26 protein-coding genes are annotated in these 24,000 nt (G+C 66.3%); 9 read left to right on the top strand and 17 right to left on the bottom strand.

The window, feature by feature from the left end; genetic code table 11:
• Window positions 1–56 precede the first annotated feature (56 nt).
• The 6 genes from PGN37_RS06700 to PGN37_RS06675 all read left to right on the top strand — a co-directional run bounded on the left by PGN37_RS06700 (window position 57) and on the right by PGN37_RS06675 (window position 6,626).
• The gene (locus PGN37_RS06700; protein WP_335330242.1) at window positions 57–461 is read left to right on the top strand and encodes a nuclear transport factor 2 family protein; all 405 of its coding nucleotides are present in this window, start codon (window positions 57–59) and stop codon (window positions 459–461) included.
• A 20-nt stretch (window positions 462–481) separates the two neighbouring features.
• Window positions 482–1,174: a helix-turn-helix transcriptional regulator gene (locus PGN37_RS06695; protein ID WP_335330241.1), complete on the top strand. Its 693-nt coding sequence runs from the start codon at window positions 482–484 to the stop codon at window positions 1,172–1,174.
• A 64-nt stretch (window positions 1,175–1,238) separates the two neighbouring features.
• Window positions 1,239–2,261: an LLM class flavin-dependent oxidoreductase gene (locus PGN37_RS06690; protein WP_335330240.1), complete on the top strand. Its 1,023-nt coding sequence runs from the start codon at window positions 1,239–1,241 to the stop codon at window positions 2,259–2,261.
• Between the two features lie 186 nt (window positions 2,262–2,447).
• Window positions 2,448–4,682 (top strand): catalase, encoded by a 2,235-nt coding sequence (locus PGN37_RS06685; RefSeq protein WP_442932863.1) that lies wholly within the window; start codon window positions 2,448–2,450, stop codon window positions 4,680–4,682.
• Window positions 4,683–4,788: 106 nt separating this feature from the next.
• Entirely contained in the window at window positions 4,789–5,145 is a 357-nt protein-coding gene (locus PGN37_RS06680; RefSeq protein WP_335330239.1) for a VOC family protein, read from the top strand.
• Between the two features lie 185 nt (window positions 5,146–5,330).
• On the top strand, window positions 5,331–6,626 hold the full coding sequence (locus PGN37_RS06675; protein ID WP_335330238.1) for a sensor domain-containing phosphodiesterase: 1,296 nt from the start codon (window positions 5,331–5,333) through the stop codon (window positions 6,624–6,626).
• 40 nt (window positions 6,627–6,666) lie between these two features.
• Here PGN37_RS06675 and PGN37_RS06670 read toward each other — a convergent pair whose 3' ends face one another.
• From PGN37_RS06670 to PGN37_RS06645, 6 genes are read right to left on the bottom strand one after another with little or no spacing between them, the layout of a single operon-like run.
• Window positions 6,667–7,464, bottom strand: coding sequence for an ABC transporter permease (locus tag PGN37_RS06670; protein ID WP_335330237.1), 798 nt, complete (start codon window positions 7,462–7,464; stop codon window positions 6,667–6,669).
• Window positions 7,439–8,296 (bottom strand): 2-aminoethylphosphonate ABC transporter permease subunit, encoded by an 858-nt coding sequence (locus PGN37_RS06665; RefSeq protein ID WP_335330334.1) that lies wholly within the window; start codon window positions 8,294–8,296, stop codon window positions 7,439–7,441. Before PGN37_RS06665 ends, PGN37_RS06670 begins: the two co-directional genes overlap by 26 nt.
• 38 nt (window positions 8,297–8,334) lie before the next feature.
• Window positions 8,335–9,504: an ABC transporter ATP-binding protein gene (locus tag PGN37_RS06660; protein WP_335330236.1), complete on the bottom strand. Its 1,170-nt coding sequence runs from the start codon at window positions 9,502–9,504 to the stop codon at window positions 8,335–8,337.
• A gap of 1 nt (window position 9,505) precedes the next feature.
• Window positions 9,506–10,546, bottom strand: coding sequence for a 2-aminoethylphosphonate ABC transporter substrate-binding protein (locus PGN37_RS06655; RefSeq protein WP_335330235.1), 1,041 nt, complete (start codon window positions 10,544–10,546; stop codon window positions 9,506–9,508).
• Window positions 10,547–10,549: 3 nt separating this feature from the next.
• Window positions 10,550–11,233, bottom strand: a complete 684-nt coding sequence (locus tag PGN37_RS06650; RefSeq protein ID WP_335330234.1) for a phosphonatase-like hydrolase — start codon at window positions 11,231–11,233, stop codon at window positions 10,550–10,552.
• Complete coding sequence (locus PGN37_RS06645) at window positions 11,233–12,348, bottom strand: TIGR03364 family FAD-dependent oxidoreductase (RefSeq protein WP_335330333.1); 1,116 nt, start codon at window positions 12,346–12,348, stop codon at window positions 11,233–11,235. Before PGN37_RS06645 ends, PGN37_RS06650 begins: the two co-directional genes overlap by 1 nt.
• Before the next feature lie 109 nt (window positions 12,349–12,457).
• Between PGN37_RS06645 and PGN37_RS06640 the strand changes: the two genes are divergently transcribed.
• Window positions 12,458–12,988 (top strand): HD family phosphohydrolase, encoded by a 531-nt coding sequence (locus PGN37_RS06640; RefSeq protein ID WP_335330233.1) that lies wholly within the window; start codon window positions 12,458–12,460, stop codon window positions 12,986–12,988.
• On the top strand, window positions 12,985–13,683 hold the full coding sequence (locus tag PGN37_RS06635) for a GntR family transcriptional regulator (protein ID WP_335330232.1): 699 nt from the start codon (window positions 12,985–12,987) through the stop codon (window positions 13,681–13,683). The genes PGN37_RS06640 and PGN37_RS06635 overlap by 4 nt, the downstream gene beginning before the upstream one ends.
• On the opposite strand, the gene PGN37_RS06630 is transcribed toward PGN37_RS06635, so the two are convergent.
• From PGN37_RS06630 to PGN37_RS06585, 10 genes are all read right to left on the bottom strand, one after another.
• A complete protein-coding gene (locus PGN37_RS06630; protein ID WP_335330231.1) occupies window positions 13,670–14,233 on the bottom strand; it encodes a GNAT family N-acetyltransferase in 564 nt (187 codons plus the stop codon). The genes PGN37_RS06635 and PGN37_RS06630 overlap by 14 nt on opposite strands.
• Window positions 14,234–14,237: 4 nt before the next feature.
• On the bottom strand, window positions 14,238–14,627 hold the full coding sequence (locus PGN37_RS06625; RefSeq protein ID WP_335330230.1) for a hypothetical protein: 390 nt from the start codon (window positions 14,625–14,627) through the stop codon (window positions 14,238–14,240).
• Between the two features lie 173 nt (window positions 14,628–14,800).
• The gene (locus PGN37_RS06620) at window positions 14,801–14,950 is read right to left on the bottom strand and encodes a hypothetical protein (protein ID WP_335330229.1); all 150 of its coding nucleotides are present in this window, start codon (window positions 14,948–14,950) and stop codon (window positions 14,801–14,803) included.
• Window positions 14,951–15,016: 66 nt separating this feature from the next.
• On the bottom strand, window positions 15,017–15,496 hold the full coding sequence (locus tag PGN37_RS06615) for a Clp protease N-terminal domain-containing protein (protein ID WP_335330228.1): 480 nt from the start codon (window positions 15,494–15,496) through the stop codon (window positions 15,017–15,019).
• A gap of 193 nt (window positions 15,497–15,689) precedes the next feature.
• Entirely contained in the window at window positions 15,690–16,298 is a 609-nt protein-coding gene (locus PGN37_RS06610; protein ID WP_335330227.1) for a TetR/AcrR family transcriptional regulator, read from the bottom strand.
• 78 nt (window positions 16,299–16,376) lie between these two features.
• Window positions 16,377–17,285, bottom strand: coding sequence for an LLM class flavin-dependent oxidoreductase (locus PGN37_RS06605; RefSeq protein ID WP_335330226.1), 909 nt, complete (start codon window positions 17,283–17,285; stop codon window positions 16,377–16,379).
• Window positions 17,286–17,345: 60 nt separating this feature from the next.
• The gene (locus PGN37_RS06600; protein ID WP_335330332.1) at window positions 17,346–17,777 is read right to left on the bottom strand and encodes a DUF5078 domain-containing protein; all 432 of its coding nucleotides are present in this window, start codon (window positions 17,775–17,777) and stop codon (window positions 17,346–17,348) included.
• 35 nt (window positions 17,778–17,812) lie between these two features.
• On the bottom strand, window positions 17,813–18,118 hold the full coding sequence (locus tag PGN37_RS06595) for a DUF732 domain-containing protein (RefSeq protein ID WP_335330225.1): 306 nt from the start codon (window positions 18,116–18,118) through the stop codon (window positions 17,813–17,815).
• Window positions 18,115–21,000, bottom strand: a complete 2,886-nt coding sequence (locus PGN37_RS06590) for an MMPL/RND family transporter (RefSeq protein WP_335330224.1) — start codon at window positions 20,998–21,000, stop codon at window positions 18,115–18,117. The genes PGN37_RS06595 and PGN37_RS06590 overlap by 4 nt, the downstream gene beginning before the upstream one ends.
• Entirely contained in the window at window positions 20,997–21,422 is a 426-nt protein-coding gene (locus PGN37_RS06585) for an MmpS family transport accessory protein (protein ID WP_335330223.1), read from the bottom strand. The genes PGN37_RS06590 and PGN37_RS06585 overlap by 4 nt, the downstream gene beginning before the upstream one ends.
• A 177-nt stretch (window positions 21,423–21,599) precedes the next feature.
• Here PGN37_RS06585 and PGN37_RS06580 point away from each other — a divergent pair, with 177 nt between their 5' ends.
• Complete coding sequence (locus tag PGN37_RS06580) at window positions 21,600–22,262, top strand: TetR/AcrR family transcriptional regulator (protein ID WP_335330222.1); 663 nt, start codon at window positions 21,600–21,602, stop codon at window positions 22,260–22,262.
• A gap of 21 nt (window positions 22,263–22,283) precedes the next feature.
• On the opposite strand, the gene PGN37_RS06575 is transcribed toward PGN37_RS06580, so the two are convergent.
• Window positions 22,284–23,960 carry a GMC family oxidoreductase gene (locus tag PGN37_RS06575; protein WP_442932873.1) on the bottom strand — a complete coding sequence of 559 codons (1,677 nt, stop codon included), beginning with the start codon at window positions 23,958–23,960 and terminating at the stop codon, window positions 22,284–22,286.
• Between the last annotated feature and the right edge of the window lie 40 nt (window positions 23,961–24,000).

The following is a 24,000-nucleotide window of genomic DNA, read 5'->3' as shown; positions in this document are numbered from 1 at the left end:
CAAACCTGGTGAAATGCCGACACACCGTTGTCGCAGCGCTGTCCAACACTGTTCACATGACCGAGAACGCAGAAACGATGACGACGAACAGGGCAGCCGCGGACGGGGCGCTCGCAGTGTGGCTGACGATGTGGAACAGCGGCGGCGAGATCGCCGGTCGAATCTGCAGCGGCGATTTCCGAATTCACTTCCTCAACTCCGAGACGGACGGCTCCAATCCGGGCGACGGCGTCCTCGGCGCCCACAGCTTCGCTCGATTCCTCGATGCGTACCGCGAGCGCCATCCCGATGTGGTCTTCACTGAAGTGAGTCGGGCCGTGGACGGGTCGCACGGGCGGTTGCTGTGGGATGTACGAGACGGAGACATCAGTGCCGGAGGAGTGGATGTCTTCGACTTCACGCACGACGGCTTGATCCGCGAGGTGTGGTCGGTGGGCGGAACACGGCCGCACCGCGCCTGAGGCCGGGGGAGACTCGAGGCATGCGGCGGGCCGAACGGTTGTACGCACTGGTCGACCTCATGCGGGGTGCGCGCCGGCCGCTCTCTGCCGCACGGCTCGCCGAGGAATTCGCCGTGTCCAAGCGCACGATCGAGCGTGACATCCAATCGCTTCAGCTGGCGGGCGTCCCGATCTACGCCGATCGCGGGGTGGCGGGCGGGTACTCGATCCTTCGCGAACACTCCCTACCCCCGCTGAACCTGACGGCCGCGGAGTCGTTGGCCGTGCTCGCGGGTCTCGCCCTACTCGAGACGTCGCCTTACGGAGCAGCGGCGCGGCGCGCTCGGGCCAAGGTTCTCGCGGTCAGCGGGGAAGACCAGTTGGCCCCGGTCGACGAAGCGCTGGCATCGATGTTCGTCATCGATGCCGAAGCTCCGACGGTGGCGGCGATCGCGCTCGTTCCCGAAGCGATCGCCGCCCGCCGGGTGGTGCGGCTGGAGTACGTCGCCGAAGACGGATGTACTCGGACCCGGCGGGACGTCGAGGCGATGGGACTGCTGCGCGGTGGTGATGCCTGGGTGTTCGTCGGATGGTGTCGGCTCCGCAACGGCATCCGTGGTTTCCACCTCGACCGCATCCGGCATGTGGAGATCACCCACGAAATTTTTCCCGAACGAGACCCCGCGATACTCGATGCGGATCTTTCTCGGTGGCGCACCCGCCGGCTCCGGTGATCGAGCTCGACGTGGCGAGACACCGCCGGGGAATTCGGTCCGTCTTCAGGTGGTTGAGGGGGCTGTGAAAAAGATCGGTTTCCTGTCCTTCGGGCACTGGTCAGACAGCCCGCACTCGAAGGTGCGCTCCGCGGCAGACGCGCTGCTGCAGTCGGTCGAACTCGCCGTGGCCGCCGAGGAGGTGGGTGCCGACGGTGCGTTCTTTCGGGTCCACCACTTCGCGAGGCAGCTCGGCTCGCCGTTCCCGCTGCTGGCCGCAGCGGGCGCCCGCACCGATCGCATCGAACTCGGCACCGGCATCATCGACATGCGATACGAGAATCCGCTCTACATGGCCGAGGACGCGGGTGCTGCCGACCTGATCTCCGGCGGCAGACTCCAGCTCGGCATCAGCCGCGGATCGCCCGAGCAGGTGATCGACGGCTATCGCTACTTCGGCTACCAACCCGGCGACGGCGACCCCGACGGTGCAGCGATGGCGCGAGAACACACGCGGGTGTTCCTCGACGTGCTGAGGGGGGAGGGTTTCGCGCAGCCCAGTCCCCGCCCGATGTTCCCGAACCCGCCCGGTCTGCTGAGAGTCGAGCCCCACTCGCCAGGGCTGCGCGAGCGGATCTGGTGGGGTGCAGGTACTCGAGCCACCGCGGAGTGGACGGCCCAGCAGGGGATGAACCTGATGAGCTCCACCCTGCTGACCGAAGACACGGGCGTGCCCTTCCATCAGCTGCAGGCCGAGCAGATTCAGCGTTTCCGGGACGCGTGGCGCGCGGCGGGCCACGAGCGCGAACCGCGTGTCTCTGTGAGCCGCAGCGTCTTTCCGATCGTCAATGATCTGGACAAGCAACTGTTCTGGCACAGCCGCAACAGCACCGACGAGGTCGGGTTCCTCGACGGAGGCAAAGCCCGGTTCGGGAAAACCTACGCGGGCGAGCCGGACAAGCTCATCGCCGCACTCGCCGAGGACGAAGCTGTCGCCGCGGCCGACACGCTACTGCTGACGATCCCCAATCAGCTCGGCGTCGATTACAACGCGCACGTGATCGACAGCGTGCTCACCCATGTCGCGCCAGAGCTCGGGTGGCGGTGACGGATTCGGTGACGGCCACGGTCGGACTCCCCCTTTCAGATTCGTTCGAGACAAAGCCCCGAACTCGTAGTGGATCTTCACCGCTAGATCAGCGACCCGGCGTTTAGCCGGTATCGCAGCGGGAAGCCGGGCGGTCGACCCGAGTGGGCCCACGCAGTGGTGCCCGCCCACGACAGAGGGGGCGCAATGGCCGCAGACCGCGGAGCCAAGGAAACCATCAAGAGCGTCGTCAAGGACGCGAAAGACAAAGTCGTAGAAGTCGCCGAACGGATGCAACAGCACAGTCCGAGCTACATCCCCGGCGCACCGGGGCCGGAACCGGCCCCCTTCGAGGAGCCGACGTCTGCGCGCGAGCCGCTGCCGCCGAAGCCGGACCAAGGCGGACCCGAGCTCCGCACCGCGACAGGCACTGCCGTCGGTGGAGGTCAGACTGCCCGCGGACAGCAGGGGGAGTACCTGACCACCGCCCAGGGTGCGCGCCTGTACGACACCGATCATTCCCTGAAGGCCGGACGGCGGGGGCCCACGCTCCTGCAGGATCATCACCTGCGGGAGAAGATCACCCACTTCGATCACGAGCGAATCCCGGAGCGCGCGGTCCATGCCCGTGGCGCGGCCGCCCACGGTGTGTTCCACGCCAACGGCGCCGCGGAGAAGATCAGCACCGCGGGCTTCCTGAAGTCGGGCGCGAAAACTGATGTGTTCGTGCGCTTCTCGACAGTTCTGGGGTCTCGCGGATCAGCGGACACCGTGCGCGACACCCGCGGCTTCGCGACGAAGTTCTACACCGACGAGGGCACGTTCGATCTCGTCGGCAACAACATCCCGGTGTTCTTCATCCAGGACGGCATCAAGTTCCCCGACGTCGTGCACGCCGCCAAGCCGCACCCCGATCGGGAGATACCGCAGGCTCAGAGCGCGCACGACACGTTCTGGGACTTCGTGTCCCTGCACACCGAAGCTCAGGCGCACACCATGTGGAACATGTCCGACCGGGGCATCCCGCGGTCCTACCGCATGATGGAGGGCTTCGGCGTGCACACCTTCCGGCTCACGGGTCCAGACGGTTCCACGTCGCTGGTGAAGTTCCATTGGAAGCCACGTCTCGGCGTGCACTCCCTGGTGTGGGAGGAGGCGCAGATCGCGGCCGGGATGGATCCCGATCTGCACCGCCGCGACCTCGCCGATGCCATCGAGAAAGGCGCTTACCCCGAGTGGGACCTCGGTGTGCAGGTCATGCCGGATGCCCCGGATCAGATGTTCGAAGGCATCGACTTGCTCGACCCCACCAAGCTGGTGCCCGAGGAACTGGCGCCGGTTCAGGTGATCGGCACCATGGAACTCAATCGCAATCCCACCAACTACTTTGCCGAGACCGAACAGGTGGCCTTCCATCCGGGACACCTCGTTCCCGGGATCGACGTCACCGACGATCCGCTGCTGCAGGCGAGACTGTTCTCGTATCTGGACACACAACTCAGCCGACTGGGTGGACCGAACTTCGGTCAGATCCCGATCAATCGGCCGCATGCACCTGTCAACGACATGCTGCGAGACGGCTTCCATCAACACGGTGTGCATCCGGGTGTCGCTCCCTACCAACCGAATTCACTCGACGGCGGATGTCCGTTCTTCGCCGGTGCAGATGCCGGCGCATTCATCGAGGCGCCGGCCGTGGTGACCGAATCGACGAAAGTTCGTGCGGCTCCGGCGTCCTACGATGATCACTTCAGCCAGGTGACGATGTTCTACCGCAGCCTGACTCCCGTCGAGCAGGCCCACGTAGCCGACGCGTACACGTTCGAACTGGGCAAGTGCTACGAGCAGGCGATCAAGGAACGACAGGTGGCGGTGCTGGCGAACATCGACACCGAGCTGTGCGCGACGGTCGCCGCAGGGCTCGGCGTGGAGCCACCCGCACCCGCCGTGCCGCCCACCGAACCGACGGTGCTGAGCCGGGCGGTGAGTCAGGTGGGCCGGCAGTGGCCGGTGGAGGGCCGCAACATCGGCGTCCTCGTCGGTCCGGACTCCGACCTCGGAGACGTCTCGACTGTGGTCGACGCGCTCGGAGCAGCGAAGCTGGTACCGCTGGTGGTCGCGCCGCACGGCGGCACGCTCTCCCACGAAGGCGGCAGCCTACCGATTTCTCGCACGTATGCGACCGCGCGCTCGATCGAATTCGATGCCCTGGTGATCGCCGGGTCACCCGGCACCGTGCAGGCCAAGATCCTCGTCGATGAGGTGTTCCGGCACTTCAAGGGGATCGCAGTACTGCCGCAGGGCACCGAACTGCTGACGCGGACCGGTGTGGCCGACGGCGCCGCGGGGGTACTGAGCGGATCTGAGGCCTCCGCGCTCGCCACCTCACTGATCGAGAGCCTCGGCGAGCACCGGGTGTGGAGCCGTGACGTCACGGTCTGAGCTCCGACGGCGCTGATGAGCCGAGACGTCACAAGTATCCAGGACTCACAGCGCCATCACCGGGTATCGCATGTGGGACAGATGACAACCAATGGAGGTGCAGGACATGGCGTCAGGCGTGGCAACGGTGTGGTTACCGGTCAAAGACATGAAGCGGGCATTGAGCTTCTACGGCGACACACTCGGTCTCGAGGTGAAGAAGGAGACCGACCAGTGGTCCGAGTTGGATGCCAACGGGTTGATGATCGGCCTCAATGCTCGGGAGTCGTCGGGTGCGGACGGCGGCGGCGGCGCGCTGCTGACGTTCCAACCGGACGGCGGTATCGAGGATGAGGTCGCTCGCTTGAAAGCCGAAGGTGTGTCCTTCGTCGGCGACATCAGCGACCATCCCTGGGGTCGGATCGCTTCCTTCAAAGACTCCGAAGGCAACGATCTCCAGGTGTACGAGCCGCCGTCGGATTGACCCACCACTGGCAGCTCCGACCTGTCACACGGTCGTCAGATATTGCCTCTCTGTAACCGACGAATTGGCGAGCGTTTACGACACCAACGGCAGCCGCCTGTGTCCTATGATCGTGATCTTGCGCGGGGTCTTGTCCTTGACCCCGTGCTACTGGGTCGGGTCAGCCGGGAGACAGGGGAGACGAGGTGCAGAGGCTGGTCGAGACCTTGGCTGCGTCTTTGGATCCCGTCTCGTTGGTGCGTCGCGCGGCGGAGCAGATGTGCCTGTACACGCCGGCGGCCTCGGGTGCTGGAATCACGCTCCGCGACCCGGCCAACGACAACCAGCTTCTCATCGTCGCCGCGCACGGTGCGGTGTCGAGCGTACTGGGCCAATCGATTCCGCGCTCGGAAGCCTTTCAACAGCTTGCCATGGACACGCGCTGCGCCCAGATCGTCCACGACATCGGCGCAGACCCCCGCGTACCGCTGAGGACAAAAGCTCTCAGCGCGGCACTCGACATCCGCTCGTGGATCGCGACACCGTTGCTGCGCGACGGTGAACCGATCGGGGCAGTGTCCGTCGTGGCGCGCGAACACAACGCGTTCGACGATGCGGCAATCGCTGCCATCACATCGCTGAGCAACTTCGTCGGAACGTTGATCAACACACAGACCGATCTCGTAGGCCTCTTCGACGATCTGTACGCACAGCACCGCACCGGTCAGACAGACAGCCGATCCGTCACGAGCACGGAAGGGTTCGTGGCCAAACTGCTCTATCCCGACAAGATCGATGACGACGCCACCGCCCATCGACTTGACGACCTCTTCACGCCGGGCGCGCTCGTGCCGGTGTTCCAACCCATCGTCGATCTGAAGACGCGCGAAACCGTCGGTGTGGAGGCTCTCAGTCGATTCCCCGGAGCACCGGAACGCAACGTCGAGGAATGGTTCACTTCCGCGCGCCGGTCAGGCCGCGGCATCGATCTCGAGATCCACGCCCTGGCAACAATTCTCGAATTCAGTGAGGCAATCCGTCGCGACCTTCCGGTCGCTGTCAACCTCAGCCCGTTCGCGGCTGCCTCTCCTGAGGCCCAGGATCTCCTGCTCTCCGCCGGACGCCCGGTGATCGTCGAGCTCACCGAACACGAGAAGTTCCCCGACGACGCGCTCGTTGCGTTGGCGCCGCTGCGCAACAGTGGAATCGTCCTCGCCATCGATGACGTCGGCGCGGGCTACTCGACCCTGCTCCAGATTCTGCGGCTACGTCCCGACATCATCAAGATCGATGCTCAGTTCACCGCCGACGTCCACAAGGACAGGGCTCGTCGGGTGCTGACCACAGCGATCGTGCAACTCGCCCACGAGATCGACGCACAAACCATTGCCGAGGCCATCGAGAACGACAACCAACTCGACGCACTGGTGAAATTGGGCGTCTCGCACGGCCAGGGTTATCTTCTCGGCCGCCCGCAGCCGTGGCCCGCCGACAACACCTGACATTTCCGCGGGCCCTCCACCACGGGTGCGCACCCGTTGCTCAGCGCAGCGATGCCCGGCCCCGGATGCGGCCGAGTACCACGAGGGTCACGAGTGTGACGGCCAGCAGCAGCGTCGTACTGGCCGCCGCCTGGAAGACCTGTCCACGGTCGGTCAACCCGAAAATGGTCACCGGCAACGTCTTCCACGTTGCGGGATAGACCATCACCGTGGCGCCGAGTTCACCCATCGACAGGGCCACCGCGAGTCCTGACGCCGCACCGAGTGCCGGTAGCAGAAGAGGGAGCGTCACCCGCAGCAGAATGCGCGCCGGACTCGCGCCGAGTGATTCCGCCGCCTGCCGGTAGGCGGGGTCGAGACGGTCGAGTGCCGCGGACACGGCACTGAAGGCGAATGCGAGAACCAGCACCGTGTGCGCGAGAACGACGATCCATTTCGTTCCGCCGAGCAATAAAGGCTTGTCGTTGAAGGCGATCAACACGCCGAGTCCGATCGCGACCGACGGTACGGCGATGGGCAGGTGGAACACCGCGTCGGTGATCCGTCGCAGCCATGGCGGCACGTCCTGCGCGGCCAGCGCCGCCCAGGTTCCGGCCATCACGGCGAGGGCGCCCGCGGCGAGCGCTGTCTGCAGGCTCACCGACAGGCTCGCAAGGTCCTCGCCGGACAGCGCCGTGCCGTACCGCGCGAATCCCAGGTCCGACGGCAGCGGGCCGGTCCACGACCCCGCCAGGCCTGCGACCACGACCGTTCCGAGCGGCAGGACGAACACCACGGCGACCACCAGCCCGAACAGCGCGATCGTCAGGCGTCTACCGCGTGCACTCCACAGCAACATCGCCGTCCCCCCTTCGTGCCGTCAGTCGAGCGAACACGGTGCGGTAGAGCGCGTACAGCGCCAGCGACACCATCACCTGCACCGACGCGATGACAGCAGCGCCAGGCAGATCGAATGTCACGATTCCACGGGTGTACACGAGCACAGGGAGCGTGATGACCCCCTTGGCGCCGGTGAACAGTACGATGCCGAATTCGTTGAGCGTCAACAGCAGAACGAGGCTGCCCCCGGCGGCGAGCCCGGGCCAGGCCTCGGGCAGCACGACCGATCGCAACACTCTCCAGGGCGAGGCCCCCAGGCTTGCAGCCACATCGAGTTGAGCGCGGGGGATGAGCGAGAACGCCGCCAAGAGGGGCCGGACCACGAAGGGCGTGAAGAAGGTGATCTCCGCGGCGATCACACCCGCTGGTGTGTACAGGAAGTCGAGCAACGGCTCGGCCGTGTCGCCCGTGATCGCAGACGCCGCGGCGTTCACAGCACCGGCCGTGCCGTAGAGGAATGTGAACGCAAGCGTGATGAGGAACGACGGAAGAGCAAGCACCGTGTCGATCAGGCGGCCCACCAGCGCCGAGCCGGGAAAGGGAACGAAGGCGAGCACCACCGCGAGGAAAAGACCGAGCACGAGGCATCCGGCCGTCGACGCGGTCGCGATACTGACGGTGCGCCACAATGCATCTCGGAACAGCCGCGAACCGAGCACTTCGCTCCACGATCCGCGCAGGGACTCGGAGAACACCCGCATCAGCGGGTAGCAGGCGATCACCAGCACCACCGTCAGCGGCGGCAGGAGCCACAGCCAGGCGCGGGACAGCGGCCCAGATGGGGCCTCAATGCCGCGTTCGTCGAGAAGCTGTTCGTCGAGAACCCTTGTCACGCGGCTTGTCCCGAGGTGACCAGCACACCGGCGGGCTCCGGCAGCCGCACTCCGACGACACTGCCCTGTTCGAAGGGTGTGTGGCCCGGCACGTCCACCTGCACCGTGACATCGGGAAGCGAGTCCAGCACCACCACCAGGCGCGTGACCGCACCGCGCCACACCGCGGCCGACACCGTCGCGGTCAGCGCGTTGCGTTCGCGGGCAGAGACCACCTGAAGCGCGTGCGGCCGAACACACAGCAGGGCGGGCGAACCCGGCGCCCAGTCGGGCTGGCCGATCTCGGGATGAGGGGCTTCGGCGTTGACGGTGCGCGCACCGAGGCTGACCAGAGCCGACGTGCCGCTGACGCGTCCGACGCTGCAGGGCAACAGGTTTGCACCACCGAGGAAGGCTGCGGTGAAGCTACTGGGCGGACGCTTCCACAGGTTTTCGGCGGTGTCGACGTCGACGAGCCGCGCCTTGTTCATCACCACGATGCGGTCCGCCAGCGCGAGCGCCTCGGACTGATCGTGGGTGACGTAGAGCATGGCCGTCTCGGGCAGCGCCTCTTTCAGGCGCTGGAGTTCGGTGAGCATCGACTGGCGCAGCGACGCGTCGAGCGCGGCCAGCGGCTCGTCGAGCAGGAGCACGGCCGGTCGGATCGCCAGCGCCCGCGCGATCGCCACGCGCTGCTGCTGTCCCCCCGAGAGTTCCCGGGGCAGCCGCGATCCGAAGCCCTCCATGCCGACCATCTCGAGGACCTCGGCCACCCTCGGTGCCACCTCTCGGCGCGCCGTCCGCTGGGCCCGCAGTCCGAAGGCGACATTGTCGGTGACTGTCATGTGGGGGAACAGCGCGTACGACTGCAGCACGACGCCGATGCCGCGGCGCGCCGGCGGGAGGTCGGTGACATCGCGACCGGCCAGCCGGACCGAGCCCGATGTCGGCCGCACGAAACCGGCAAGTGCTCCCAACGCAGTCGACTTGCCCGACCCGCTGGGTCCGAGCAGGGCGATCGTCTCGCCGCCGGCCACCCGCAGCGAGAAATCGACCAGGGCGGTGGTGGTCTTGCGGCCGCGGCCGTAGGTCACCCCCACGCGATCGAACACGATCGCCGGCGTCGCGGCGTCCGGCCTCGGCGTCTGTGTGCGTCGCCGGAGAGGACCCAGCCGGGTCTGCGCCATGTCAGCTGCCCGTCGCCTTCTGGTAGGCAGTGACGTCGGCGTCGAGGTCGGCCAGCACAGCGTTCCAGTCCGGCACCCACACGTCGACCCCGTGCAGGACGCCGGCGGGGGTGCCCGGTCCGGCGTCGCCCGAGGTCTTGAGCGCGTCGAGCACCGGCATGCCCAGGGCGTCCGCCGGCACTGTCTTCTGGATGTCGTCGGAGATCAGGAAGGCCAACAGCTTCTTGGCGTCCTCGGCGTGCGGCGCCCCCGCGGTGACCCCCGCGACGTAGGGCAATGACACCGTCGTCCGCCGCCCCGTCGCATCGGCCGGGATGAAGATCTCGAATCGCGATTTGTCGTCCTTGATGGAGGCGAGGTTCATCTGCACATCGCCGTTGGCCACCATCAGCTCACCGTTGCTGACCTTCGGCTGCAGTTTGCCCGTCGACGAGGAGGGTCCGACATTGTTGGCCTGCAGGGCTTTGAGGTAGTCGAGGGCGGCCTGCTTGCCCCGGAGGTGCTGCAGCAGCACCAGCACCGCGGTGCCGTCACCGGCTTGGCCGGGAGTGGAGTACTGCAGCTTGCCCTTGAACTCGGGGCGAAGCAGGTCGTCCCAGGTGGCCGGCTTGGGATTCGCGTCCGGGTTGACGATGAAGCTCAGAGCGTTGTCGACGATCGGCACGTACGTGGCCTGCCGCCCTACCTGGTCCGGTGCGATACCCGCCGTGTCGATGCCGCTGGGCTGCAACAGCTTCGAGGCATCGGCCCGCTGGATGAACGGCGGCAGCGTGACGAGGAGGTCGGCCTGCGGGTTGGACTGCTCCTTCTCCACGCGCGACACCACCTCGCCGGAGCCCGCCTCGACGACGTTGACGTTGATGCCGGTCTGGTCGGTGAAGGCCTTGAACGTGCCGTCGTACCACCCTCCCAGTCCGTCGGCACTGTAGACCGTCAGCGTCGTGCCGCCGCCCGATCCAGAGGATCCCGTGCCGCCGCAGGCCGCGGTGAACAGCGCGAGAGTGACAGCGAGCAGGGCCGCTGCCGCGGTACGCAGTGTCATGGGTCAGCCTTTCAAGAGGAGGTCGGCGAAATCGGAGACGGTGGCGACGACATGGGTGGCGCCTGCCGCGGCGAGGCGAGGTTCGTCGTGAGCACCGGTGAGCGTTCCGGCGGCAATGGAACAGCCGGCACGCAAGGCACTTTCGACATCGTTCGCGGTGTCGCCCAGAGCAGCGACCGCCTGTACGCTGTCGGCGCCGGTGCGGATCAACGCCGTGAGGATGAGATCGGGAAACGGTCGGCCACGGACGCCGTCACCGGGGGCGAGGACGAGATCGGCGATGTCCCGCCACCCCAGGGCCTCGAGCAGCGCTGCCTGGGTGTCGGGGGAGAACCCCGTGGTGAGCGCGACACGGATGCCGCCATCCCGAAGTCGGCCGAGAGCGTCGGCGGCACCGGGGATCGGCTCGGCACGCCCGGCCGCGATGAGTGACGCATAGGCCTGCTCGAACGCCGTGTTGGCGCGCTGCGCCGCGGTCTCGTCGTCGAACAGAGCCCGGAACACCGTGATCTTCGACTGACCCATCGTGTCGAGCACGTACTGCCGCGCATGCTCACGCTGTGGCCCCTCGGGCGGTAGACCGCCGGCATCGGCGGCCGACTCGAACGCCTCGATCACGAGGCCGTCGTCCGCAACGGTGGTACCCGCCATGTCGATGACGGCGAGTTGAATAGCGTTGTCTGTCATCACAATCCGATCTCATCTGCGGTCTGTTCGCCGATCACGGGGCCGAGCGTCATCCCTCGACCACCCGGTCCCGTCACCACCCACACGTTGTCGCCGGCGCGCGACCGATGGACGAGCTGACCGGGATCGAGGCACTGGCTGTAGACGCCCGCCCATCTGCGGCGCACCGGCGGTAGTCGACGACCCAGGAGCTCTTCGACGACTCCGACGAGATAGGCATACGGCGCCTCGTCGACGTCGAAAGGAAACGGTTCGGAGTAGGCGTGGGTGTCGCCGATGGTGAGGCCGCCGTGCAGGCGCTGTACGCAGAGCAACTGCATGTGGTGCCCGGCGGCGACTGGGTCCTGACTCTCGCTGCGCCGCAGCGTGTCCAGCGCACGTCCGGCGAATCCGGGGTAGTAGCGGAAGCTGTCACCGTCGGCGATGGCGGTGGTCAGCGGCTCGTCGAGGGGAGCGGTCTGCATCATCTGCAGGCGCACCCGGCGCACAGGCATCTCCCCGACGAGCTCGCGCGCAAGGCCACCGTGGGCAGCGCCGGCACACACGATGACGACATCGGCATCGTGCACACCGCCTCGATCGTCGACCGTGCGGGTGCCGGTGACGGCGCGGGCCTCGGTACCCGCGTGGAAGGTGTAGCGACCGGTGGCCCGAAGACGCTCGCGCAGCGCGGGGAGTGCCTGGCGGGATTCCACCGCGGCGTCGCGCTCACAGTGCAGGGCGGCAAGGAACTTGCCGCGCAGCGCCGGGTTCACCGCGCGCGCCTCGTCTGCGTCGAGCAACCAGAAGCCGCGCTGCAGCGCGTCGGGACGGGCGCTGACCTCCTCGGCCACCGCCACTTCGGCGTCGGTTCGCAGGAGAGTCAACGACCCGCAGGGACGGAACCCGACCTCGGGCACCTGCGCTCCGATCTCCTGCCACAGCTGACGCGAACGCAGGCTGGCATCGAGTTCGGCGGGCGATCGGCCCGAGACCCACACGAGCCCGAAATTGCGCACCGTTGCCCCGCGCGCTTCTGCCTCGCGTTCGAGGTGCACGACCTCATGTCCGCGGTGGACTGCGTGCCAGGCGTGAGACGTCCCGAGGACGCCTCCGCCGATGATCGTGACCCGCATGGACATCGAGACAACCTTTCGTTGGCGTCGCCACCGCAGCCCCGCGATAGAGGGGGTGGGAACAGAAGGTGAACAATTGGTATAGACCAATCTAGGGTATGGTCTGGGTGTGACACAGCATCGATCCGAGCTCGTGACTGCGGAGGTGGCCGACGTCCTGGAGTCTCTTCGGGGAGTGTGGGACGAGGCCGACGTCGACGAATGGGACCACGCTCTGCAGTGCGCCGCCCGGGCACGAGACGACGATGCAGACGACGAGCTCCTTCTCGCTGCGGCGTTGCACGACATCGGCCACAGTCCGCTGCTGGGCGGGCCTGGCGTCGCTGATCACTCACAGCTGGCGAGCCGTTGGCTGCGGCCACGTTTCGGCGAGCGGGTGGCCTGGCTCGCTGGTGCCCACGTGGCCGCCAAGCGCCATCTCGCGGCGATCGACGCCGACTACGCCGCGGCGCTGAGTCCTGTGTCCCAGGACTCGTTGAGCGAGCAGGGCGGCGCTGCTGTCGACCCCGCGTTCGCCGCCCACCCGTGGCATGCGGATGCGTTGCGGCTCAGACGATTCGACGACGCGGCAAAGGTCCCCGGCGCAGAGGCCGCGTCGTTGGACACTGTCTTGGCGATCGCGCGGCGGTTGGCGCGATGAGCATGCCGAAACCGTACGTGGTGCGCACCGGCCTCGACGAGATCCTTGCCGGCCTGCGCGAAGGCGACGCCTTCCCGCCGGAACGCGAACTGGCGCTGCGGTTCGGCGTTGCCCGCGACACGGTGCGCCAAGCCGTGCACGAACTCCTGGTCGAAGGCCGCATCGAGCGACGTGGTCGCGGCACGGTGGTCTCGCGGCCCAAGCTCGTCCAGCCGCTCTCGCTGAAGTCCTACACCGAGGGCGCGCAGAGGATGGGCCGCGTCCCCGGGCGTCTGCTGGTCAGATGGGAGAACGTCACCGTCGACGCCGAGATCACCACCGCGCTCGACGTCGCACCGACAGCGCGGGTCATGCATCTCGAGCGAGTGCTGCTCGCCGACGGCGCGCGGATCGGCCTGGAGAGCAGCTACTTGCCGCTCCATCGATTCGCCTACTTGTCAAAGGATTTCGACCCGACAACATCTCTCTACGCGGCAATTCGGGAGCACGGCGTGGTGTTCGGCGAGGCGACCGAGCGCATCGAGACGGTGCTGCCTTCGCCGCGGGAGGCAGGATTACTGGAGTCCACGACGGCGATGCCGATGTTGCTCCTCAACCGCCGTTCGGTGGACACCGACGGCCGGCCGATCGAAGTCGTGCGGGCGCTCTACCGCGGCGACCGGGTGGCGTTCGAGGCGACGCTCATCGATCGCTGAGCAGATCGTCTCTGACAATCGCGTAGAGCAGAGAGTCTCGCCAATGTCCTCGAACCAGCATGTGACTCCGCATGCGGCCTTCGAAGACCAGGCCGGCCTTCTGCAGGACCCGAGCAGAGGCGCGGTTTTCCGGGTGGCACGTCGCGCTGATCCTTCTGAGCCCGAGCTCGTCGAAACCGAACCGCAGCAGCATCACTGCGGTCTCGGTGGCCAATCCCTGCGACCAGTGGTCGCGATGGAGCACATAGCCGATCTCACCGCGCCGATGTTCCGTGTTGGTCACCGACAGCGCCGCTCCGCCGAGAACCGCGCCCGATCTCACGTCAGTGATCGCGAGGTCGTAGTCGGCGCGAACCGGTGACGCGGCATGGTCGATCGCCGCCCGGAGGAAAGCACGGGTGTCCTCGACGCTGTTGGGACCCCACTCCATGAACGTGGTGACGATCGGGTCTGAGGCATAGGCGTGTACCGATGCCTCGTCGGTGTCGACGAACTCGCGCAACATCAACCGCCGACTGAGGAACCTCCGGTCCGACGTGGCGTCGCTCATGCAGTCATTGCACCTGACGCGGATCCTCACGTCGACCCGTTTTCCACGGGTGCCCCGCACTCGAACCCGACTCGACGTTCTGGACCGACAGGTCCCGTCGTCGCGTGACCGCGTAGAGCACCGAGGCGGCGATCACCGCCTCAGTCAGGGACACCGCCGTCGCCAGCCCCATGAGCGCGGGCATCGGCTGGTCGGGAAACGGAACTGGGGTGCCGTGATGGTGGGCGGGCATGGACCAGTGCACAGCGATCATGGCCAGATTCATGACTGCCACCACCGCCCACGTCCGCGGTCCGCACGCTCGCCACATCTCGTAGGCGCAGAACAGGCACGCCGCCGCCATGGCGACGATCAGCACGGCTGTTGCAGGGCTGCCGGCGTGGACCACCATCATCGCGTGCAGGACTGCAGAGCCGGCGGCAACTGCAGCGCATAGACGCCGACCGCAAACCGCGGAGATGGCGCGTAGACCCGACATTCGCCAACTCTTGCAGCATTGCGACGTCGGCGCAGAGTGAACGGTCCGCCCGAAGCGGGGGAGAGCCGGCGCTCACCTGGGCCAACGACTCAGGTGTCGTCTTTGTCGTCGTCGCGGTGGGCGGCTTCGATGACCTCCGGCGGAACCGGCTTCTGTAGCCATGCCCGCATCCGCACCAAACCCGCCGCGACGGTGCCGACGGCGATCACCCCGATGACGATCCAGACTGCGGCGGACATGTCGCCATTGTCCACCTTCGACGAGCCCGAGAAGCGGAATGCAGGAGGTAGCGAATCCAAGCGGGACTACTGCGTTCGCCGCTGCACGTAGTCGAGCTGGTTCAGGCTGAACAGAAGTGCTCCCGCGCGTGAATGAGGGCTTCGGCTGAGCGCCCACCACAAGTGCAGGGGGGAGGCGTCAGCGCCCGAGCTGTTCTGCGCTCGGCGAGCGGCGTGAAAGATGATGGCCTTGGCGTTGGGGCCGTACATGAGGTGGACGAAGCGCGGCTCCTGCCGCGGCCCCAGAGCGTGCTCGGCGCCGACGGAGATCGTCTGACCATCGATCCCCCGGGATCGCAGAGCGCGCACGACAGGATCGTCGTCGGTCATCAGCGCCAGCAGCAGGTGCAGGCTGCCGATGTGGTCACTGTGGCGGTGGTGCGCCTCATCGTGCGCGCGATTGACCACCAACTCTGCTGCGGCGTCGAGGCGCGACAGCGCCCAAGCGAGATCTGCGATCGGGATGTCGTCCGGCGGCAGTGACGACCTGCTCAGAGCTTGTTGCATTCGAGACCTCGTTCCACCCCGTCGTGGAGCGCGCCGACTCGGCGCATCGCGGGGCCTTCAGCAACAATATCGTCGTATTGCTTTGCTGGCACGTTATCGCACGGCACCGGACCGATCGCGCGCTGGGATGAAGGCACAGACGTGGCCGATCGACCCTCGTGGTCGGCCGCTCCTTCCGGCCGAGCGAGCTGCTTCAGTCTGGGAGTTGTCCCCGGCTGATCAGGCGGTTTACCGCGGTCTCCCACCGAGTCAGTTGCGCTTCGCTGGTGAACGGTGTGGGGAGCTGGCGATCGATGTGTCGACGGAGGATGACCGCGCCCAGCGCCAGCGTGAGCGGATTCAGCGCTGCCCAGGTCACGTCGAGATCGGCTCCGTGTGCGCTGGAATCAGCAACGTTCTGCCAATGGCTCCTGATGATCTCGACCATCGCGTCGAAGAATGCTGATCCGGCGGCCGAGTGCGTGACGATCATCTGAGCGAAGTAGTCCACCTCGCGCAGGTGTTTGGCAATGAGGGCGTGCACCCTCAGGCCGAGTTCATCCACCGCCCGGGGAGCCGACTCAGGCAACGGCGCCGACAAACCGGTGGCGACGACAGTCAGCACGTGGCCATCGATGGCCTCGATGAGTCGGTCCTTGGAACCGAAGTAGTGCTGGACCAGACCCACGGACACACCGGCAGTGTCGGCGACGTCGCGCAACGTCACAGATGAGGCCCCGCGCTTTGAGAACAACTCGAGGGCCGCGTCACGAATGCGCTCGTGATTCGTGAAGCCGCCGCCACCGCCGCTGTCATCAGCCATTGCGGCTCATATATAGCATTCGGCGCGCGCGTGGGAGTCGGTGTTGGCAGCAGGGCGGTGACGCACTGACGGTCGTCCTCAGGCCAGCGGCGCGAATGCCTCGGCCAGCGCGCGGTAGGCATCCAGACGAGCCGTACCGCGCGGCATTGCGAAGTCGGGGACGATCACCTCGTCGACGCCCTCGTCGCGCCAGGTCGCGACGGCCTCGGCGATACGCGACGGCGGTCCGTAGACCACCGGTTGCGGCATCGACTCCGCAGCGGCTTTCGCCGCGGCCTCTGCCTCGGGCGAATCGGTGACGATCACCACGGCCTGCGTGGAGCGCCACACCGTGGCCGGGTCGCGGCCCTCCTTCTCGCACGCCACGTCGAGTGCGGCCGAGCGCTCACCGAAACCACCGGGTGCCGACCATTGATTCCATTCGTGGGCGTGGCGCGCGATCAGACGCAACATCCGTGGGCCCGTGCCGCCGACCAGCAGAGGCAGCGGCGACTGCACGGGCTTCGGCTCGCACAGCGCGTCGGTCAGCTGGTAATACTGCCCGTCGAATGTCGTCGTCTCCTGTGTCAGCAGCCCCGAGATGACGGCGAGCCCTTCGGCGAACCGGTCGACCCGCTCCTTGGGCTCACCCAGTTCCAAGCCGTACTGCTCGTGCTCGGTGTCCTGCCAACCCGCGCCGAGGCCGAGCGTGAAGCGGCCCCTGCTGATGTGGTCGACCGTCACAGCGAGGTTCGCCAACACAGCCGGATGCCGAAACGTCATCGACAGCACCAGGTTTGCGAGTCGAATTCTCGACGTGGCGGTGGCCAGCGCGGCCATTACCGCGGTGGCCTCCAGCCAGTCGCTCGTCCGGCCAGGTTTGTCGCCGGGGGACATGAAGTGATCGGCGACGTAGAGCGCATGCCAGAATCCGTCGTCGGCGAACTGCGCCAATTCGAGTACGTCGTCCCAGGGGTTGGTCGTCGACGGCCACACGGAGAATCGCACTCGGCCAGTCTAGAGTCCACTGCCGGTGCACGACCGCACGGCGGCACCCAGGACGGTGTCTCAGCGAACCACCCAGTTCCACACGGACATGTCGCCCTTGGGGTAGTTCATGCAGACATCGGTGGCATGCGCGACGACGCCCTTGTTGTTGAAGAACAACTTGGCCCAGTTGCCCCAGCGGGTCGCGACCTGCTCGTAGTACACGTTGGTCGCGGTGTCCTCGGAGTACTGACGCCGCGCGACCGGGTCGAGCGAGAAGAACCAGTGGATGCGATCGAAGGCCATCTGCTGGATGTCGGCGGGGCGGTTGCTCCGGTCGATCATGTAGCGCTCGAAGTACACCGGGCTGGTGTCGCGGGCGGCCGCCATGTACTGCTCGACGTCACAGGTGGTGACGATGATGCGGTGCGGGATCGGATAATCGTCGGTGGAATCGGCGAGAGCCCGCGGCGCAGCCAGTGCCGCCACCGTCGCCGCGGCCAGGATCATCATCAGTGCGCGCATCACCCACCGAAGGTCATGCGCACTCATGACAGCTTCGCCAGATTCTCGGGGCAGTACGCCCGGAGTCCCGCACCGAGGAACTGCCACACCTGGTCGGTGGTCGCGTCCAGATTCTCGAACAGGAATGCGGCGGACGCGCGGGCGTCGGCATCGACTCCGGTTGCCAATCGCGTGCACGTGATCTTCGCCAACCATGCGTTGTAGTCCCTCTGTCCGTATATCCCCACAACCTGCATCTGGGCTGCGAAATCGGCGTCCACGTCGGCTGAGGCGTTGGGCGCCAGCATGATTGGTAGCGCCACGAGAGCGCCGATCGCGAGGTGCCTCACACTGTCACCTCCTGCGCGGCGCGCGGCCACGGTTTCGGCTTCGGCCGTGGGCGCACGTGCGTCGGCCACCAGAACCACTTGCCCATCAGCGCCGCGATCGACGGCGTCATCAGCGACCGCACGATCAGGGTGTCGAAGAGCAGGCCCAGGCCGATGGTCGTGCCCACCTGCCCGATGACGATCATGTCGCTGACGATCATGCCGATCATCGTGAACGCGAACACGAATCCCGCTGCGGTGACCACAGATCCGGTGCCGGCCATCGACCGGATGATCCCGGTCTTGACGCCCGCATGGATCTCCTCCTTCATGCGCGAGACCAAGAGCAGGTTGTAGTCCGCCCCGACCGCGAGCAGAACGATCACCGACATCGGCAACACCATCCAGCTCAGTGGAATACCGATGATGTGTTGCCACAGCAAGACTGACAACCCGAACGAGGTCCCCAGGCTCAGCACGACAGTGCCGACGATGACGGCGGCCGCCGCCACTGCCCGGGTGAGAATCACCATGATCAGGAAGATCAGGATCAGCGACGCGACGGCAGCGATCAGCAGGTCGTAATCGGCACCCTGTTGCATGTCCTTGTACATCGCCGCGCTGCCACCGACATAGACCGTCGATCCTTCCAACGGTGTGCCCTTGATCGCGTCGGCGGCGGCGACACGCATCGGCTCGATCCGTTCCGTGCCGTCCTCGGTCAACGGGTCACCCTGGTGAAAAACGGTGAAGCGCACTGCTTTCCCGTCCGGTGACATCATGAGCTTCATGCCGCGCTGGAAGTCAGCAGTCTGGAAGGCCTCCGGCGGCAGGTAGAAGGTGTCGTCATTGCGGGCCGTGTCGTACGCCTCGCCCATCGCCGTGCTGTCCTCCTGCATGGCGATGTTCTGATCCTGCTGCATCTTCTGCGCCTGATACTGGTTGAGCATCATCTGCTTCTGATTCTTCATCGTCTGGATCATCGCCGGCATCAGCGCGGCCATCTGCGGCGTCAGCTGCGCCATTCGGTCCAGATCGGGAACGATGTCGGCGAAGTCGTCGGACATCGTGCTGATGCCGTCGAGGCTGTCGAAGATCGACCGCAGCGCCCAGCACATAGGGATGTCGAAGCAGTGCGGCTCCCAGTAGAAGTAGTTGCGCAACGGCCGGAACTGGTCGTCGAAATCGGCGAGATGGTCCCGGACCTCGTTGAGATTGATCGATGTGTTGTGCATCTTGTCGGCCATCCGGCGCGTCACGTCGGCGAGCTCCAGCGTGATGCCCTGCATCTTGGTCATCGAGTCGATGGTCACCTGCATCTCGTTGGCCTGCTGCAGCGTGTTGTCGAGCACCTTCTGCTGGAAATCGTTGTTCATGATCTGACCGTTGCCGCTTTGACCCACGGTGTATGCGAGCGACGCGTGCTTGATGGGCTTGCCGTCCGGCCGGGTGATCGTGGTGACGGACGCGATACCGTGCACGCGCACAAGGGCTTTGGCAACCTTCTCGATCACCAGGAAGTCCGCCGGGTTGCGCATGTCGTGATCGGCCTCGACCATCACCAGATCGGGATTCATCTTCGCGTCGGAGAAGTGTCGGTCAGCCGCTGCGTACCCGATGTTGGCGGGCACGTCAGTCGGCAGGTAGATGCGATCGTTGTACGTGGTGTGGTAACCGGGCAGCGCCAGCAGACCGACCAAGCACGTCACGATGGCCATGATGAGGATGGCGCCTGGCCAGCGGACCGTTGCCGCGCCGAGCCGACGCCAGCCGCGGGCACGTCGTTTGCCTTTGGGGTCCAGCACCTTTCCGAAGCGAGTCACGATCGAGATCAGGGCGGGGCCCAGCGTGAGTGCGGCCGCGACCACGATCGACATGCCGACCGCCAGCGGGATTCCCATGCTCTGGAAGTACGGCAACCGGGTGAAGTGCAGGCACAGCGTCGCGCCGGCGATCGTCATGCCGGAGGCGAGCACGACGTGGGCGGTGCCGTGGAACATGTCGTAGTAGGCGGACTCTTTGTCCATTCCGGAGCGGCGCGCTTCCTGATAGCGGCCGATCAGGAAAATCGCGTAGTCGGTGGCGGCGGCGATGGCCAGCGTCACCACCATGCTCGTCGCGAACGTCGTCAGGCCGAAGACGTCATAGAACCCGAGGAAGGACACGATGCCGCGCGCCGACAGCAGACCGACGAAGACCATCGACATCGTGACCAGCATCGTGACGACCGACCGGTAGACGATCAGCAGCATCACGATGATGATGCCGATGGTCACGCCCTCGATGGTTTTCATGCTGGCGTCGCCGACGATGTTCTGGTCGGTGGTCAGTGCGGCAGGGCCGGTGACGTACGCCTTGACACCGGGCGGTGCTTGCGTCTGGTCGACGATGTCACGAACAGCCTGCACCGACTCGTTGGCCAGCGCCTCGCCCTGGTCACCGGCGATGTAGACCTGCACGTAGGACGCTTTGCCGTCGATGCTCTGAGCGCCTGCGGCGGTGAGCGTGTCGCCCCAGAAGTCCTGCACGTGCTGGACATGCGTGGGGTCGGCGTTGAGCTTGCGGACGATCTCGTCGTAGTAGGTGTGTGCATCCGGACCCAGCTTGTCGGCGCCCTCGAGGACGATCATGACCGAGCTGCTGGTGTCGTACTCCTCGAATTTCTGGCCGACGTGCTTGGTCGCGATCAGCGCCGGCGCATCGTTGGGGCTCATCGACACCGCGCGGAGCTTGCCGACCTCCTCGAGTTGCGGCACGACGGTGTTGAGCAGTCCGACGATCGCGATCCAACCCAGCACGATCGGAATGGCGAACATTCGGATGAAGCGCGGCAGCGGCGGGCGCTTGACGGCCGCGTGCCGAGGCAAGACATCGGTGCGCGCCTCGTCCGTACTGGTTGTCATGCGGCCTTCACCAAGCAGTAGGTGGCGGCGTTCATGCCTTCGGCCGTCCTTTCGTCTTTGACCTCGTCGTCGACGGTGACGCGGCAGGTGATGGATCGGCCGTCGCCCTGGGCCATGATGTTGGGCATCACGGACGGCAACGTCGTCTCGAGCCGCAGGCTCCAGGGCAGGCTCACGTCGCCCGTGCGCTGCGGTTTTCCGTCGAGGTCGGCGTAGCTGATGGTCGCAGAGGAGCCGGTGCCGAAGATCTCGTAGACGACGACCTTGGGGTTGAAGTTCTCGGCGGTGTCAGCATCGATCGGCGTGACAATTGCGCCGTGCGATCCGAAGACTGAGCGGAGGTTCGAGACCGCCAGCCCGCCGACGACCACGGCGACAACGATCAGTACGGGCAGCCACACCCGCTTGACGACGGTGATCACCTGCGGCTCAACGATTTTGGGCGCGCGAATACTGCAGGCAAGGTCATGCCTTTCGGGTGGGGGACACCGCGAGCCGCCAGGTGGCCAGCGATCTTGGTTAGGGAATCTAAGGCCACAAGTGGATAGAGTCAATCCGGTTGTGGCGTTTTAGTAAGGGACGTCACTAAACTGGCGTTCGTGATTGACAAAACCGGCGGTGGCCTGCGCAAGGATGCCGAGCGCAACCGGCGACGCATCCTCGAGGCCGCCCGAGATCTGTGTGCGACGCGGGGGCTCGACGCGACGCTCAACGAGGTCGCCCACCACGCAGGTCTCGGTGTGGGAACGGTGTATCGACGGTTCGCCACCAAAGAGGAGTTGTTCGAAGCGATCTTCCAGGACGGCATCGATCAGCTCGTCGCGCTCGCCGAAACCGCCCTGGAGTCGGAGGACTCCTGGGAGGGGCTGTCCTGGTGGATGTGGAAGATGTGCGAATTGACGGCGACGGACCGTGGCTTGCGGGAAATCGCGTTCAGCCGGGCGTATTGCGGGGGACGGGTGGATGCCGGGCGCACCCGGTTACACCCACCGGTGGGGGAGTTGGTGGAGCGCGCCAAGCGCGACGGGTACCTGCGGCCCGAGGTGTCGGCGACCGATATGCCGCTGTGCGGATTGATGGCGGGCGCGGTGAGTGAGTATGCGGGCGAGGTGTCACCGGATCTGTGGCGGCGCTATGTCGGGGTGCTGTTGCAGGGATTGCGCTGCCATCCGGGGCAGGCGCCGCTGCCGGTTGCACCGTTGAGCGAGGACGAGATGGAAGCCGCGATGTCGACCTGGCAGCCGGGGGCGGGTCAGGCTTAGCGTCGCCACAGGCAGTGCGCGCTAGTGCAGCATCGCACGCGCCGCGCGCTCGGCGATCAGCATCACCGGGGCGTTGGTGTTCCCCGACGTGATCGTCGGCATCGCCGACGCATCGATGACCCGAAGGCCGGCGACGCGGTGGACACGGCAGTCGGTGTCGAGGACCGTGGCGGCAGACCGCGGCACGCCGCGTGCGTCGAACGCACCCATCGCGCACGTGCCCACCGGGTGAAAGATGGTGGTTCCCAATTCACGAGCCGCGGCCTGCAGGTCGTCATCGCTGACCCGTCGTGGGCCGGGTAAGACTTCTTCCGGCCGATAGCGGGCGAGGGCCGGTGACGCCATGATCTCCCGGGTCATCCGCAGTCCGCGCACGGCGATGTCGCAATCGGCCTCGGTGGACAGGTAGTTGCAGGAGATCTTCGGGTGCATCAACGGATCCGCATCGGTCAGACGTACATGGCCACGCGAGGTGGGCCGCAAGTTGCAGACCGAAGGGGTGATGGCGCCGTACGGGTGCAAGGGTTGGCCGAACTTCGGCAGCGACAAGGGCTGCACGTGCCACTCCAGATCGGGGCTGGCCAACCCGGGCTCGCTCTTGGCGAACGCGCCCAACGTGGATGGTGGCATCGTCAGAGGTCCCGAACGCATGAGCAGATACTGAATTCCCATGCCGGCCCGTGTGATCCAGTTCCGGTACAACGTGTTGACGGTGCGGGCGTTCTGGACGCGGTAGACGGAGCGAATCTGCAGATGGTCCTGCAGGTTCTCGCCCACCCCGGGCAGGTCGACGGCCACCGGCACGTCGTGCCGGGCGAGCAGCTCGGCGGGGCCCAGCCCCGAAACCTGCATCAGGTGAGGCGAACCGACGGCCCCGGCACTGAGGATCACCTCGCGGCGGGCTCGGACGTCGACGATTTGGCCGTCTCTGAGCAACCGCAGACCGGTGGCGCGGTGCCGCGCGTCGGTCCACGCACCGCGGCGCTGATCGTCTCGGACCTGGTCGTCCGTCAGCACCCGCAGCGCCTGGGTCTGGGTGTAGACCGTCAGATTGGATCGGTGGGCGATGGGGTGCAGGAACGCATCAGCCATCGACCATCGCCGGCCGCGGCGTTGATTGACGTGGAAGTACGCGCTGCCGGAGTTGTCGCCGCGGTTGAACTCGTCGATCGGCTCGATGCCCGACTGGGCGGCGGCGGCCTGCCAGGCGTCCAGGATCTTCCAACGCACGCGTGGCCGCTCGACGCGGATCTCGCCGTCCGCGCCATGCCACTGGTCAGCTCCGCCGAAGTAGTTCTCCAGTTCTTTGTAGATCTGCAGGGTGTCACCGGGACTGTCTGGGCCGCCCCACAGCCACCGCTCGTCGCCGGTGGCCTGTGCCCACAGCTCGTAATCGCTTGCCTGGCCGCGCATGTGGATCATGGCGTTGATCGACGAGCTGCCGCCGATGACGCGGCCGCGCGCGTAGTTGATGCTGCGGCCGGCCAGGCCTGGATCGGGCTCCGTGGTGAAGCACCAGTCGGTGCGGGGGTTGGCGATCGTGTACAGGTATCCCACCGGGACCTTGATCCAGAACCAGTCGTCCTGGGCGCCGGCCTCGATCAGGAGCACCCGGTGACTGGGGTGGGCGCTGAGCCGATTGGCGAGTAGGCAGCCCGCGCTGCCTGCTCCCACGATGACATAGTCGAATTCAGCCACAGGGTCGGTTTCGGTCACCGTTCCTCCATTGCGCTCCTGC

The organism is Mycobacterium kyogaense, from assembly GCF_036946525.1.
Classification (GTDB): domain Bacteria; phylum Actinomycetota; class Actinomycetes; order Mycobacteriales; family Mycobacteriaceae; genus Mycobacterium; species Mycobacterium kyogaense_A.
This window is presented reverse-complemented; position numbering and strand designations above follow the sequence as displayed.